Origin of the sequence: Streptomyces piniterrae (assembly GCF_005048155.1) — a bacterium.
In the GTDB taxonomy this organism is placed as follows: Bacteria; Actinomycetota; Actinomycetes; order Streptomycetales; family Streptomycetaceae; genus Streptomyces; species Streptomyces piniterrae.
This window is the reverse complement of record NZ_SUMB01000003.1, coordinates 288,004-302,425: the sequence shown is the minus strand read 5'-3', so window position 1 is coordinate 302,425 and position 14,422 is coordinate 288,004. Positions and strand designations below refer to the sequence as shown.

Below are 14,422 nucleotides of genomic sequence, written 5' to 3'. Positions count from 1 at the left end.
GTCGTGATGGCGGTGCTGTCCAAGGACTTCCTCAACGGACAGAACCTGCTCAACGTCGGCGTCCAGGCGTCGGTCACCGCGATCCTCGCCTTCGGCGTCACCTTCGTGATCGTCTCGGCCGGTATCGATCTGTCGGTGGGCTCGGTCGCGGCACTCTCCGCCACCGTCGTCGCCTGGGCGGCCACCGGCGAAGGGCTCCCCGTCTGGACGGCAGTGCTGCTCGGTCTCGCGGTCGGTGTGGCCGCCGGACTGATCTCCGGCGCGCTCGTCGCGTACGGCCGACTGCCCGCCTTCATCGCCACGTTGGCGATGCTGTCGATCGGCCGCGGCCTCGCCCTGGTCCTCTCCGGCGGCTCGCCGATCGCCTTCCCCGGTTCGGTCAGCACGCTCGGCGACACCCTCGGCGGCTGGCTCCCGGTACCCGTCCTCGTCATGATCGCGATGGGGCTGGCAGCCGCGCTGATCCTGGCCCGTACGTACACGGGGCGCGCGATGTTCGCGATCGGCGGCAACGAGGAGGCGGCCCGCCTCTCCGGCATCGACGTCAAGCGCCGCAAGCTCGTCATCTACGCGCTGTCCGGCCTGTTCGCCGCGGTCGCCGGCATCGTGCTCGCGGCCCGGCTCACCTCCGCCCAGCCGCAGGCCGCCGTCGGCTACGAACTCGACGCCATCGCCGCCGTGGTGATCGGCGGCGCCAGCCTCTCCGGAGGCTCCGGCAAGGCGTCCGGCACACTCATCGGCGCACTGATCCTCGCCGTGCTGCGCAACGGCCTCAACCTGCTGAGCGTCTCCGCGTTCTGGCAGCAGGTGGCCATCGGACTGGTGATCGCGCTGGCTGTCCTGCTGGACACCCTGCGCCGCCGGAGCGCGCGATGAGGCCGCGGACGACGACGCCGCCCAGGCGTACGACGTCGCTGCCGGTGCGTATGTGGACACCTGTGGCGCGGACGAAGACGCCACCCGTGCGTCTGAGGACGGCCGTCCGGATCAGGGCCTCCCTCGCGGCGGGTCTGGCCGCGACGCTCGCCCTCGGTCTGGCCGGCTGTGACCGTGGTGGTGACACCGACCTGGGCCTCGCCCTCTCCACCCTGAACAACCCGTTCTTCGTCGGCATCAAGGAAGGCGCCCAGGCCGAGGCGGACGCCCGTGGCCTCCACATCAACATCACCGACGCGCAGAACGACCCCACCCAGCAGATCAACCAGATGGAGACGTTCACCAGCCAGGACGTCAAGGCGGCGATCATCAACCCGGTCGACTCCGATGCGGCCGTTCCGGCGGTCGGCGTCGCCAACCGGGCGAAGGTGCCGGTCATCTCCATCGACCGTGGCGTCAACGGCGGCGAGGTCGGCTCGACCATCGCCTCCGACAACGTCGAGGGCGGCCGGCTCGCCGCCCGGACGCTGGCCGAATCGTTGGGTGGCGAGGGCAAGGTGGTCTTCCTGGAAGGCCAGCCCGGCACCTCCGCCGCCCGGGAACGCGGCCGGGGCTTCGAGGAGGGCATCAGGAAGTACCCGGGAATCCGCGTCGTCGCCCGGCAGCCCGCCGACTTCGACCGCACCAAGGGCATGGATGTGATGTCCAATATGCTCCAGGCGCACCGCGGTATCGACGGGGTGTTCGCCGCCAACGACGAGATGGCGCTCGGCGCGTCCAAGGCGCTGGGCGGCAGGTCCGGCAAGGACGTGAAGGTGGTGGCGTTCGACGGCACGCCGGACGGCGTCCGCGCGGTCCGCGACGGCCGCCTCACCGCGACCGTCGCCCAGCAGCCAAAACTCCTCGGCAAGCAGGCCGTGGACTGGGCGCTGAAGGCCTCCCGCGGTGAGAAGCTGCCGAAGTCGGTGAAGGTGCCGGTGGTGCTGGTCACCGCCGAGAACGTCGCGAAGTTCGACGGCTGAAGAAGTCCGACGGCCGAACCGGTCCGGCGGTTGAGGAAAACCGAGGCTGTGACAGCGCGACATTCGACGGCTGTGACAGTGGAACAGTGGAGATGAGAAGGCGTATGTACGACGTCCTGGTGGTCGGCTCGGCCAACGCGGATCTGACGGTGCGGGTGGAGCGGCGGCCCGGCGCGGGCGAGACCGTGCTCGGCACGGACCTGGTCGAGTCGGCCGGCGGCAAGGGCGCCAACCAGGCGGCCGCCGCGGCCCGGCTCGGCGGGCGCACCGCGCTGCTGGCGCGGGTCGGCGGTGATGCGTTCGGTGAACTGCTGCTGAGCGCCCAGCGCGAGGCGGGCACCGATGTGGCGCCGGTGATCGTGGACGAAGCGGCCCGCACCGGCACCGCGATGATCATCGTCAGCCCGGACGGCGACAACAGCATCGTCGTCTCGCCCGGCGCCAACGCCGCGCTCACCCCGCGGGACGTGGCCGCGGCGAAGGACGTCATCGCCGCCTCCTCGGTGGTCTCCCTCCAGCTGGAGATCCCCATGGAGTCCGTACGGGCCGCAGCCGCGACCGCCGAGGACGCCGGCACCCGCGTCGTCCTCAACCCCTCCCCGGCGCCCGAGACCCTGGCGCCCGAACTCCTCGCCGTCGCCGACCCGTTGGTGGTCAACGAGCACGAGGCGCGGCAGCTGTCCGGGCTCACCGACGGCAAGCCCGGCGAGTGGGCGCACGCGCTGCGCGACAAGGGCGCCCGCTCGGTCGTCGTCACCCTCGGCGGGGACGGCGCACTGGTCCTGGACGCCTCGGGAGCGCACGAGGTCCCGGGTGTGAAGGTCAGGGCCGTGGACACCACCGGCGCGGGGGACGCCTTCACCGGGGCCCTCGCCACCCGCCTGGCCCGCGGCGACGCCCTCCCCGAAGCCGCACGGTTCGCGGTACGCGTCGGCGCCGCCGCGGTCACGAAGCCGGGCGCCCAGCCGTCGTACCCGACCCTTGAGGAACTGGACCAGCTGCCGGGCAACTGAGCGCTCCTGCCGGGGAACTGAGCGCCCGGGGACGCCGGCGGGGCTGCGCGCCCGGCCCGTCAGGGCTCCCGCCGCCCGGCGGAGGCATCTCATCCGGCCGGCTCCTTCGGTCCGTACAGTGCGTGTGCCGCGCCTGTCTCCAGCGCCCAGTAGCGGTCGCCGTAGGACCAGTGCCACCACTCGGTGGGGTAGTTGACCAGGCCCGCCGCGGTCAGCGCCGCGCTCAGCACCCGGCGGTTGGCGCGGGCCGCGGGCGACAGTCCGGGCGCGGCGGTGTAGCAGGCGCGGTCGCTCTCCTCCGGTGAGGCGTTGATCGGCGTGCCCATGTCGACCGGGCTTCCGTCGGCGGTGACCAGGGTGAGGTCCACCGCGCCGCCCGCGCTGTGCGGGGCGATGTCGGGCGGGGACACATAGCGGCTGGCGGCCTCGTGGATGCGTGCCGCGGTCCAGTCGGGGTGCGCGGCACGCAGTTCGTCGGTGTACTCCTCGAAGTAGCGCCGCTGGAGGGCCAGTGGCCGGTAGCCCTCGACGAACTGCAGCCGCAGTCCGTCCGGCAGCGACTCCTGTGCCGCGAGGAGCCGGCGCAGCGTCCCCTGGCGCAGATGCGCGAAGGCTCCCCGCGCGTCCTGCACCAGCCCGGAGACGAGGAGTCCGGGCGCCGCGGTCCGTACGTCCACCAGGGGCTCGGCGCATTCCCGGACGGGGATCGCGGCCACCGCCGGGTCCGCCATCAGCGTGATCTGGTCGCGGACGTCGGTCAGCACCAGCTCCGATCCGCCGCCGGGGGCCAGTTCCGTCCCGTCGCCGGCCGTCGCCACGAGCTCGCCCGTGGGCAGCCAGGCGCTGCTGCGGCCGCAGGCCGGGCGGTCGGGGTTGTCGACGCCGGTACCGGTCCCGGTGCCGTTCGCCAGCAGGATGTGCAGCCCGTGCTTCTGCGCCATCTCCGCGTACAGGGTCAACCGCTCCGGGCTGTCGTGGAACGAACTGGCGAGATACACCCGGCAGCCGTCCGCGGCGGCCCGCTCGGGGGTCTCGGGAAACGTGTTGTCGAAACAGGTGGCGAGGGCGAAACGGATCCCGCCCAGGGTGAAGCGGCCGTCGGTGGTGCCCGGGGCGAAGAGGTCGTTCTCCGCCCCGGACAGGTGCAGCTTGTCGTAGCGGGTGAGCAGGGTGCCGTCCGGCCCGTAGACGAACGAGGAGATATGCGGGCGGGACCCTCCGGCGCCGCGCCCCGGGGCGTTGACGACCGCGCCGACTCCGGCCGCCCGGCACGCCTCTCTCACGGGGGCGAGCCGGGCGTCGTCGGGCGTGACCGTCATCCTTTCCGGGTCGGCTGCTATCGCCTCCAAGTCGTAGCGCGACAGCGCCAGTTCGGCGAAGACCACCAGGCCGGCGCCGCGCCCGGCGGCCTCGGTGATGAGCGCGGCCATCCGCGCGGCGTTGGCGTCGATATCGCGGGGGACCGGCGTGAACTGTGCGGCTGCGAGGAACATGCGTTCATCATGCCTGCCGCGTCCACGACGCGTGCGGGCCTGTGGATAACTCCCTCCCGCGCAGGTCGGTGGGGGTCGCGGGCCCGGCCGTGACCCATCGGGCAGGCCCTACCCCCGGGCGACCTCCGACGCCGCCACCGTCACGATCGCCCGCACCTGCCCGGTGATCTGGACCCGGTTCCGTACGAAGACGGGATCGGTGACCTTGCCGCTGGCCGGATCCGTGTTGCCGGGCCCGAACGCCAGCACCGGAGTGTGCAGATGCCCGCCCGGGATCTGTGGCCGTACCGCGTCGCGCAGCAGCGTCGCCCGGTAGGCGATCTCGTTGGAGAGATAGTCGCCGCCGCCCCCCGCACGGGCCGTGGACCCCGGCGTCGGACCGTCCGGCCGCTCGACAGGGTCCGTGCCGCCGGCCGGGATCTCGGTGACCGCGGTGTGGTCGACCACCGGGAACGGACCCGTGCCGGCCGCGACGATCCGCTCGTACGGCAGGCTGGTGGTCGTCCACTGCGGCTGCGGGTGCACGGTCGGCACCCCGTCCGGAATCGGCACGGTCTCGGTCCTGGACTCGCGCGCGTTGTCCGGATAGCCGCCCCGCCAGGCCCCGTTGGTCCGCTCGACGTCGAACCGTCCGGGCCGCCCCTGGCTGACGGTGGTGAACAGGTCCACCTGCCGGGCCCCCTGCCGGAAGTGCGGCAGCAGCGTCCGCTCCACCGTCCCCGCCGCGAAGTCCGCCCACCGCACCGGGAAGACCACCGTCTCGATCCGGGCCGGCCGCCCCGACGCGGTGCGCACCGTCGTCCCGTCCAGCGCGAGTGCCGCCGCCCCCGAGGGGTTGCTGCGCCGCACGTCCGCGTCCAGCTGGAACGGGTCGAAGCCGGTCACGACGATCCGGACCACGTGCTTCCCGGCGGGCAGCTCGATCGAATCCTGACCGCGCGACGTCCGCTCCAACAGCCCGAGAAGGGCTTCCTTCTGGGACTCCGTCGGCCCGAATTCCGGCCGCCAGTCCCGCAGTTCCTTGGTCATCCCCAGCCGCGCCCAGTAAAGCGGCCGGTCGTCGTCCCGGCTCAGATCGCCGCCCTCGGGCCCGCGCCCCTGCGCCCGGTCCACGGCCCGCCGCCACAGGGCACGCCCCTCGTGCGCGACATACCGCTTCGCCTCCGGGTAGGTCGTCACCTCCGCCAGCCCGCGGGCGAACTCCCTCTCCCACACGTCGAATCCGCTGCGCCGCAGGATCTCCTGGGGCGCGGCCTGCGTCAGCCGCCCCTCCTCCACCGTGGCGGCGGGCGTGTCACCGGGCGCTGCCGTGGCCGCGACCGGAGCCGTCAGGGACAGGGGGACCGCGGCGATCAGCGCGACGCCGAGCGCGCCCAACGTGGTACGTATGTGTCTCATGGGGTGAGTAAAGCGGGTGTGCGCCCAGGGACGGTAGGGGCAGCTGTCCGGGCGCCTACGGAGTCTCCCGGCCGTCATCCTGCCCGGCGTCCCGCCCGAGCAGCGCCAGGAAGTCCCGGAACGACGCCGGCATGTCGACTTTCTCCGGGTCCAGCAGCCACTGCAGCTGGAGCCCATCCATGACCGCGACCATGAGGGGGGCCGCCTGATCCGGCGTCAGCCCGCCGGGCAGCGTGTCGCCGAACTCGGCCCGGAGGGCGGCGGCCATCGATTCCCGTACGGTGCGGAAGCGGGACTCGAAGAAGTCCCGGGCGGGGTGGTCCTCGGTGACGCTGTCGGCGGACAGGACCGTGTACGTCTGCACGATGGCGGGGCGGGTGGCGTTGTAGTCGACGAGCTGGGCGAGGGTGTCGGTGCTCGACGCGCCCGAGTACGCCGCCGCGGAGGCGAGGTCCCAGCGGTCGCGGGCCTCCAGGACGCCGACCAGCAGCAGTTCCTTCGTGGGGAAGTGGTGCAGCAGCCCCTGCTGGGTCAGCCCGGCGCGCTCGGCGACGGCGGCCAGGGAAGTGCGTCGGTAGCCGCGCTCGGATATCAGCTCCATGGCGGCCTCCAGGATGGCCGATCGCCGCTCCGCGCGCTGGGCCTCCCGCCCGCCGCCGCCCCGCCGCGCACCCGGCCGGGCGCCGGTGCGGGGAGTGTCCTGATCTCGTGCGGCCAACGGGTCTCTCGCGTTCACCCGGCGAGCGTAACCCTCGGCGGATTCCCTGAGATCCCCCAGGCACCGGGATAACGGAATGGCAACATCTCCTACCGCTCGCACGGCGCGCGGGTATCAATTCAGGCCATGGGACCACACGTCCACTCAGGGAGCGCCGCATGACCTCCACGGCCGACGAACGCCACGCCCACTCCGCCAGATCCGCCGGGTCCGACAGATCCACCGGAGCCACTGGAGCCACCGGATCCGCGGAGGCCATCCGCCCCGCCGACGCCACCGACCACACCGCGGCCGTGTCCGAGGCGCTCGCCGCCCTCGATCTCGACACCAAGGCCCTGCTGCTGTCCGGTCAGGACATGTGGACGCTGCCGGCCGTTCCCGGGATCGGGCTGCGGTCGCTCGTGATGTCGGACGGGCCGATCGGTGTGCGCGGGCAGAAGTGGAGCGCCGAGGATCCCTCCGTCGCACTGCCCAGCCCCACGGCACTGGCCGCCACCTGGGACCCGGAGCTGGCCCGTCGCGCCGGACATCTCCTCGCCCAGGAGGCCCGCCGCAAGGGCGTCCACGTTCTGCTCGCGCCAACCGTCAATCTGCACCGTTCGCCCCTCGGCGGCCGCCACTTCGAGTGCTATTCGGAGGATCCGCTGCTGACCGGTGCCATCGGCGCCGGCTACGTCCGCGGTGTGCAGGAGGGCGGCGTCGCTACGACGGTCAAGCACTTCGTGGGCAACGACGCCGAGACGGACCGGCTCACCGTCAACAACCGCATCGCCCCGCGCGCGCTGCGCGAGCTCTACCTCGCGCCCTTCGAGCACATCGTGGAAAACGCCCGCCCCTGGGGCATCATGACCGCGTACAACCAGGTCAACGGCTCGACGATGACCGAGCACCACCATCTCGTCAACGAAGTCCTGCGCGGCGAATGGGGCTTCGACGGCTGCAACGTCTCCGACTGGACGGCGGCCCGCGACACGGTGCGCGCGCTCCGCGGCGGCCTGGACGTGGCGATGCCGGGTCCCCGTACGGTCTTCGGCGCTCCGCTCGCCGCGGCCGTGCGCGCGGGCGAGGTCACCGAGTCCGAGGTGGACGACGCGGTGCGCCGGGTGCTGCTGCTCGCCGCCCGTACGGGATGCCTGGCGGGGGTGCCGGCCGCGGTGGACCCGGCGGACGTCCCCTCCGGGATCGACGGCCGGGCGGTGGCCCGCGAACTCGCCCGGCAGTCCTTCGTACTGCTGCGGAACGAGCCGGTGGGCGTCGCTCGGCGGGTGCTGCCGATCGACGCCGCGAGGATCCACAAGGTCGCCGTCATCGGAGCGGCGGCCCGTGATGCCCGGGTGCTCGGCGGCGGCTCGGCCACCGTCTTCCCCGAGAAGATCGTCTCCCCGTTGGCGGGCCTGCGCGCCGCGCTGCCCGATGACGTCGAGGTCGCCTTCGCGGTCGGCGCCGACCCCCGCACCCGGGTCCCGCACGCCCGCACCGGCTTCACCCTGCGCGCCCGCTACCTCGCCGCCGACGGCCGACTCCTCGCCGACGCACCGCAGTTCGACGGCAAGGTGCTGGCGGTGGGCGGCTTCCCCGACGGCGTCACCCGGCACAACCTCGCCGCCGTCGAGCTGGCCGGCGGCTTCACCCCCCAGGTCACCGGCAGCCACACCTTCGCCGTCTCCGGCACCGGCGATCTGCGGCTCACCGTCGGTGGCGCGGTCCTCTTCGACGGCCGCTGCGCGCCGGACGGCGGCGACCCGTTCGAGGCGCTGATGAACCCCGTCGAGCGGCGGGTGACGGCGGAGCTGACGGCAGGTGAGGAGGTCGCGGTGACGCTGCGGTTCGTGCCGCTCGCCCTGGGCGTCGGCGACGGGATGAGCGCGCTGAGCTTCGCCCTGGGGCACAGCGAACCGCAGCGCGACCCCGACGCGGAGATCGAGGAGGCGGTCCGCGCGGCGGCCGGCGCAGATGTCGCGATCGTCGTCGTCGCCACCACGGAAGAGGTCGAGTCGGAGGGCTTCGACCGTACCGACCTCAGGCTGCCGGGCCGCCAGGACGAACTGGTCACCCGGGTCGCGGCCGCCAACCCGCACACCCTCGTGGTCGTCAACTCCGGCTCCCCGGTGGAACTCCCCTGGCGCGAGAGGGTCCCGGCCGTGCTGCTGAGCTGGTTCGCCGGACAGGAGGCCGGCGCGGCGCTGGCGGACGTGCTGCTCGGCACGCACGAACCGGGCGGCCGGCTGCCCACCACCTGGCCGGCCCGCCTCGCGGACGCCCCGGTCACCCGCGTGACCCCCGCCGACGGTGAACTCCCTTACTCCGAGGGGCTGTTCATCGGCTACCGCGCCTGGCAGCGGCCCGGCACCCCGGCTCCCGCGTACGCCTTCGGCCACGGCCTCGGCTACACCGACTGGACGTACGAGTCACTGCACGCCACCCCAGGCTCGGTCCGGATCCGGCTCCGCAACACCGGGGCACGGCCGGGGCGCGAGGTCGTGCAGATCTACCTGGCGCCCCGGGACGCCGCCACCGGCGAAGCGGTCGAGCGGCCGGCCCGCTGGCTGGCCGGCTTCGCCGCCGTCGAGGCCGGTCCGGGCGAGACCGCGGAGACCGAGATCCCGCTGCCGGACCGCGCCTTCGAGATCTGGGACGAGGCGGCGGGCCGCCGACGCCGGATCGAGGGCGTCTACACCGTCGAAGCGGCGCACAGCATCGACGACCGCCGGCTGGCCACGGAGATCACCGTCCACTGAACCCTCGCCGGCAGGGATCAGGAATTCAGCACCGACACATCACCGCCGCTCGTCTCCGCCGTCACCTTGTGCGAGGAGCTCTTGTCCGTCTTGACGGAGACCGTGCGGTCGCCGCCGCTCGTCGAGGCGTCCACCGCGTAGGTGCCCTTGGGGAGGCGGATGGTGACATCGCCTCCGCTGGTGTTCCCCGACACCTCGTCGGGCACCCGGCTCAGGGCGACGTCCACATTCCCGCCGCTGGTCTCCACCTCCGCCTTGCGGGCGGCGGAGTCCTTGACGGTGATGTCGCCGCCGCTGGTCTCCGCGGCGATCGTGCCCGAGGTGCCGCGGACCGTGATGTCCCCACCGCTGGTGTGCAGATCGACGGAGGCGTCACGCGGCAGCAGCACCTTGTAGGCCACCGAGCACTGCTTCCCGAAGCCGTCGCACTCGTCGTCGGCGGTCAGCGTCAGCCGGCCGTCCTTGAGCGAATGCTCGGGAGTCGGCTTGTTGTCGTCGTTGTACTCGTACTTCTCCGTCACCTTGACCGAGCCGCCACCGGCTATCGGCACGATCTCGATGTTCCCGCCGTGCGTGGTCGCCGACAGGGCCGTGACCTTGCCGTCGACGGTGTACGTACGCTCCGCCTTCTCGGTCGGGCCGAAACCGGAACAACCGGTCAGCAGTACCGACAACGCCCCGCAGGACAGGGCGAGATGAGAAGCGCGGAAGCGGGCGGCGCGAGCCATGGTGTGGTGTCTCCCCGTAACAGGCAAAGTTGCTGGTCACCACCCATTCTCCAGCCCCGGTCGGCCGAGGTCGTCACCGGCGGGTATGACTTTCTCCCGCCGGTCCCCTAGGGGACCTCACGCCGGTCCCCTAGGGGACGCCCCACGTACCGAGAAGCGGTAGACGCTCTCCGAACGGTAGGTCTCACCGGGGGCGAGGGCCGTGCTCGGGAAGTCCGGGCGGTTGGGGGAGTCGGGGAAGTGCTGGGTCTCCAGGGCGATACCGGCGGTCGGGCCGTAGCGGACCCCTGAGGTGCCGGTCAGGGTCCCGTCGAGATGGTCGGCGGTGTAGAGCTGGATGCCGGGTTCCGTGGTGGACAGCTCCAGCGCGCGGCCGGAACGCGGGTCGTACAGCTCCGCGACCGTGCGCGGAGTCTCCGTCACCCCGCCGTCGAGCGCGAAGTTGTGGTCGTAGGGGCGGTCCACCGGGCGCGGCTCACGGAAGTCGAAGCGGGTGCCGGTGACATCGGCGGGCGCGCCGGGCACCGGGATGCCGGTGCCGTCGACGGGCGTGTAGCGGGACGCCGCCAGCCGCAGCAGATGGCCGGTGGCGCTGCCGCTGTCCTCGCCCCCGAGGTTGAGGTAGCTGTGGTTGGTCAGGTTGACGACGGTCGGGGCATCGGTGTGCGCGCGGTGGACGACGCGCAGCGTGCCGCCCGGGGCGAGGGTGTAGCTGACGCGTACGTCCAGGGCGCCGGGGAAGCCCTCCTCACCGTCCGGGCTGACCCGCCGCAGCTCCACGCCGTTCGCGAGGGGCCGGGCGTCCCACACCACCCGGGAGAAGCCTCGCGCGCCGCCGTGCAGACTGTGCTGCCCGTCGTTCGGCGGCAGGGCGTACGACCGGCCGTCCAGCGCGAAGGCCGCGCCCGCGATCCGGTTGGCGTACCGCCCGACCAGCGCGCCGAAGTACGAGCCGCCGTGCGCCACATACGACCCGAGACCGGCGAACCCCAGCGCCACGTGCCCAAACTTTCCGTCCCGGTCCGGGGTCTCGATCGTCTGGACGATCCCGCCGTACGTCAGGACGCGGACCCGCAGCCCGTCCGACTCCAGGATCCAGCGGTCGACGGGCGTGCCGTCGTCCAGCGCACCGAAGCGCTCCCTGCCGACCCGCGTGTGCACAGCCGCTCCGCCACTTGTTCCGCCCCCCTCTTCGAACCCGCTTCCCTCCCCCTGCACCGTCACTCCTTGCGGGTGATCGTGCGGAACGCCAGCGCCGCCAGTTCCCGCTGCCCGCGGGTGCCCGGGTGGAACCAGTCCCAGGTGCTCAACTGCCGGTCGGTGAAGCGGTAGTCGAAGACCGCGCCGTCGAACCGGCAGAGCGGGTCCTTGCCGCAGACGTCCTTCAGCGCGGCGTTGTACGCCATCACCCGCTTCCGCACCTTCTCGCGCCGGTGCGCCGCCTTCTCCGTCAGATCGTCCGGGTTGCGCAGCATCGACCCGCAGATCCCCAGCTTCCACACCTGCTTGCCCAGCGGGTTCTTGCGCCCTTCCGACCACAGGCGCAGCAGATCGGGCACCGCGGCGACATACACCTGGGTGTGCGGCAGGCTGCGCCGCAGCTTCTTGACGGCGGTCTCGAACTGGGCGCGGAAGACGGCCTTGGGGGTCATCGCCCGCACCTCGCCGCGGCAGGCGTCGTTGGCGCCGATCAGGACGGTGACCAGCTCGGGCTTGCGGACCACGGCCTCCGCCACCTGGTCCGGCAGATCGGCCATCAGGGCGCCGGTCCTGGCGTAGTTCCAGCTGTGCGTGGCGGGGTTGCCGACCAGTCGCCGGGCGAGGCTGTCGACCTTGGGGTCGGTGCCGGTGGCCCAGGAGACCTGGGGGCAGTCGGAGAGCACCGTGCAGGCGTCGAAGCCGACGGTGATGGAGTCGCCGAGCGCGGCGAGGGAGGCGGGGGCGGTGCGCCAGGCGGGCGCCGGCTTGGCGGCAGGGCGCTTGCTGGACGAGCTGCTGTGCGGGGAGGCTGAGTTGCCGTCGGAGGAACAGCCGGAGACGGCGATCAGGGCGGCGGAGGCGGTGGCCGCGGTGACGGAGGAGAGGACGCCCGCCCGTCTGCGCCGAGGGCGGACAGGCCGATCGATCCGCGTCATCCCCTGTCCCCCTCCGGCGTGCGAGTGATATCTCTTCGGGTACCGACGGTACGTCACCCCTCCACCGGCACCGCGCGGTAGCTTTGCCCCGTGCCTGCCTGGCGGTGACTCAAAGTGGCAAGTGCAGTCGGCACAGACAACTTACAACACGTCATTTCTTGTCTCTTTTGCGGCAAATTGCGCCTAATGGTGTTTACTGTAGGTCACCTCGCATGCTGGTGCCGAAGTGATCACTGGGGCAGAATGTCAACTGTCCCGGCCGCAACCGGAACGGGCACGAGGCCGCTGGGGAAGGCGAACCTCGAACCGCACTGGAGGTCCCGGTGACGACACGTGGAGTTCTGTACGTCCACTCCGCTCCGCGCGCGCTGTGCCCGCATGTCGAATGGGCCGTGGCGGGCGTCCTCGGCGTGCGCGTCAACCTCGACTGGATCCGCCAGCCGGCGGCCCCGGGGACCTGGCGAGCCGAGTTCTCCTGGCAGGGCGAGGTCGGCACCGCCTCCAAGCTCGCCTCCGCGCTGCGCGGCTGGCATCTGCTGCGCTTCGAGGTGACCGCGGAACCCTGCTCCACCGCCGAGGGCGAGCGCTACAGCTCCACCCCCGAACTCGGCATCTTCCACGCCGTCACGGGCCTGCACGGCGACATCCTCATCCCCGAGGACCGGCTGCGCGCCGCGGTCGCCCGCGCGGCGCGCGGCGAGACCGAACTGGCCGCCGAGGTCTCCAAGCTCCTGGGCAAGCCATGGGACGACGAACTGGAACCGTTCCGGTACGCGGGCGAGGGCGCCCCGGTGCGCTGGCTGCACCAGGTCGTGTGAGAAGCCAGGCGCCGGTGCGCCGGCTGCACCAGGTCGTGTGAGAGCCCCTCTTCGCGCCTGAACCGGCGCCGCTCTCGCGGACCGAATTGCTCGCCGTTTGCGTTGCTCAATTGATGGTTGCGGTGGTCGCCGGGTAGGACGAAGGCCCGCCCGGTATCACCGGGCGGGCCCTCAGCGCATGCTGAGTGAGCGTCAGGCCGAACGGAAGGCGAGCACCACGTTGTGGCCGCCGAATCCGAACGAGTCGTTCAGCGCCGCGATCCGGCCCTCGGCGGGCAGCTTGCGGGCCTCGCCCACGACGATGTCCGCGTCGACCTCGGGGTCGAGGTTCTCCACGTTGATCGTCGGCGGCGCCACCCGGTGGTACAGCGCCAGGATCGAGGCGACCGTCTCGATGCCGCCCGCGCCGCCCAGCAGGTGGCCGGTCATGGACTTGGTGGCGGAGACCGCCATGTGGTCGACGTCGTCGCCGAAGACCTTGCGCAGCGCCTTCAGCTCGGCCAGGTCGCCCTGCGGGGTCGACGTGGCGTGCGCGTTGACGTGCACGATCTCGGCCGGGTCGAGGTCGCTGTTGTCGAGCAGGTTCTGCAGCGCGTGCGCGATGCCGTTGCCGGACGGCTCCGGCTGCACGATGTCGTGGCTGTCGGCGGAGATGCCCTGGCCGACGGCCTCGGCGTACACCTTGGCGCCCCGCTTGGCGGCGTGCTCGGCCGACTCCAGCACGATCACGCCGGCGCCCTCACCGAGGACGAAGCCGTTGCGCGCGGTGTCGAACGGGCGGGAGGCGCCCTTCGGGTCGTCGTTGGACTTCGACATCGCCATCATGTTGCCGAACGCGGCGATCGGCAGCGGGTGGATCGCCGCCTCCGTACCGCCGGCGACGACGATGTCCGCACGACCCGTACGGATCATCTCGATGGCGTAGCCGATCGCCTCCGAGCCGGACGCACAGGCGCTGACCGGGGTGTGCACACCGGCGCGGGCGTTCACGTCCAGGCCGACGTTGGCGGACGGCCCGTTGGGCATCAGCATCGGCACGGTGTGCGGGGAGACGCGGCGTACGCCCTTCTCCTTGAGCACGTCGTACTGGCCGAGCAGGGTCGTCACACCACCGATACCGGAGGCGATGACGGCGCCCAGTCGGTCCGGGTCGACCGCCGGGTCCTCGCCGGCCTTGGCGGTGAAACCGGCGTCCGCCCACGCCTCGCGGGCCGCGATCAGCGCGAACTGCGCCGACCGGTCCAGCTTGCGGGCCTGCGGCTTGGGCAGGACCTCGGCCGGGTCGACGGCCGCCTGCGCGGCGATACGGACGGGCAGTTCGGCGGCCCAGTCCTGGTCGAGCGTGCTCGCACCGGACCGGCCGGCGAGCAGGGCTTCCCAGGTCGAAGCGCTGTCGCCACCCAACGGTGTGGTTGCGCCGATACCGGTGACGACCACGGTGCGATTGGTCGCGTTCACGGGATTCTTACTCCACGGGTAGAGG

The 14,422-nt window shown here is 72.3% G+C and carries 10 protein-coding genes and 1 pseudogene; 4 read left to right on the top strand and 7 right to left on the bottom strand.

Annotated elements, in window-relative coordinates; translation table 11 throughout:
* Nucleotides 1-6 precede the first annotated feature (6 nt).
* A pseudogene (locus FCH28_RS39090) lies at nucleotides 7-1,898 on the top strand (ABC transporter permease/substrate-binding protein).
* A 104-nt stretch (nucleotides 1,899-2,002) separates the two neighbouring features.
* Entirely contained in the window at nucleotides 2,003-2,911 is a 909-nt protein-coding gene (rbsK, locus tag FCH28_RS10075; protein ID WP_136739920.1) for a ribokinase, read from the top strand.
* Between the two features lie 89 nt (nucleotides 2,912-3,000).
* On the opposite strand, the gene FCH28_RS10070 is transcribed toward rbsK, so the two are convergent.
* From FCH28_RS10070 to FCH28_RS10060, 3 genes are all read right to left on the bottom strand, one after another.
* Nucleotides 3,001-4,404: a nitrilase-related carbon-nitrogen hydrolase gene (locus FCH28_RS10070; RefSeq protein ID WP_136739480.1), complete on the bottom strand. Its 1,404-nt coding sequence runs from the start codon at nucleotides 4,402-4,404 to the stop codon at nucleotides 3,001-3,003.
* A 108-nt stretch (nucleotides 4,405-4,512) separates the two neighbouring features.
* Complete coding sequence (locus tag FCH28_RS10065) at nucleotides 4,513-5,802, bottom strand: pyroglutamyl-peptidase I (protein WP_136739479.1); 1,290 nt, start codon at nucleotides 5,800-5,802, stop codon at nucleotides 4,513-4,515.
* 55 nt (nucleotides 5,803-5,857) lie between these two features.
* Entirely contained in the window at nucleotides 5,858-6,520 is a 663-nt protein-coding gene (locus FCH28_RS10060) for a TetR/AcrR family transcriptional regulator (RefSeq protein ID WP_425471920.1), read from the bottom strand.
* Nucleotides 6,521-6,678: 158 nt separating this feature from the next.
* Between FCH28_RS10060 and FCH28_RS10055 the strand changes: the two genes are divergently transcribed.
* Nucleotides 6,679-9,258 carry a beta-glucosidase family protein gene (locus FCH28_RS10055; protein WP_136739478.1) on the top strand — a complete coding sequence of 860 codons (2,580 nt, stop codon included), beginning with the start codon at nucleotides 6,679-6,681 and terminating at the stop codon, nucleotides 9,256-9,258.
* A gap of 17 nt (nucleotides 9,259-9,275) precedes the next feature.
* On the opposite strand, the gene FCH28_RS10050 is transcribed toward FCH28_RS10055, so the two are convergent.
* The 3 genes from FCH28_RS10050 to FCH28_RS10040 form a co-directional block, all read right to left on the bottom strand.
* Nucleotides 9,276-9,986, bottom strand: coding sequence for a DUF4097 family beta strand repeat-containing protein (locus FCH28_RS10050; RefSeq protein WP_136739477.1), 711 nt, complete (start codon nucleotides 9,984-9,986; stop codon nucleotides 9,276-9,278).
* Nucleotides 9,987-10,103: 117 nt separating this feature from the next.
* Complete coding sequence (locus tag FCH28_RS10045) at nucleotides 10,104-11,147, bottom strand: aldose epimerase family protein (protein WP_136739476.1); 1,044 nt, start codon at nucleotides 11,145-11,147, stop codon at nucleotides 10,104-10,106.
* Between the two features lie 59 nt (nucleotides 11,148-11,206).
* Entirely contained in the window at nucleotides 11,207-12,121 is a 915-nt protein-coding gene (locus tag FCH28_RS10040) for an SGNH/GDSL hydrolase family protein (protein ID WP_136739475.1), read from the bottom strand.
* Nucleotides 12,122-12,444: 323 nt separating this feature from the next.
* Here FCH28_RS10040 and FCH28_RS10035 point away from each other — a divergent pair, with 323 nt between their 5' ends.
* Nucleotides 12,445-12,939: a DUF3145 domain-containing protein gene (locus FCH28_RS10035; RefSeq protein WP_136739474.1), complete on the top strand. Its 495-nt coding sequence runs from the start codon at nucleotides 12,445-12,447 to the stop codon at nucleotides 12,937-12,939.
* Nucleotides 12,940-13,131: 192 nt separating this feature from the next.
* Here the strand turns inward: FCH28_RS10035 and FCH28_RS10030 are convergent, their stop codons facing one another.
* Nucleotides 13,132-14,397, bottom strand: coding sequence for a beta-ketoacyl-[acyl-carrier-protein] synthase family protein (locus tag FCH28_RS10030; RefSeq protein ID WP_136739473.1), 1,266 nt, complete (start codon nucleotides 14,395-14,397; stop codon nucleotides 13,132-13,134).
* Nucleotides 14,398-14,422: the final 25 nt, after the last annotated feature.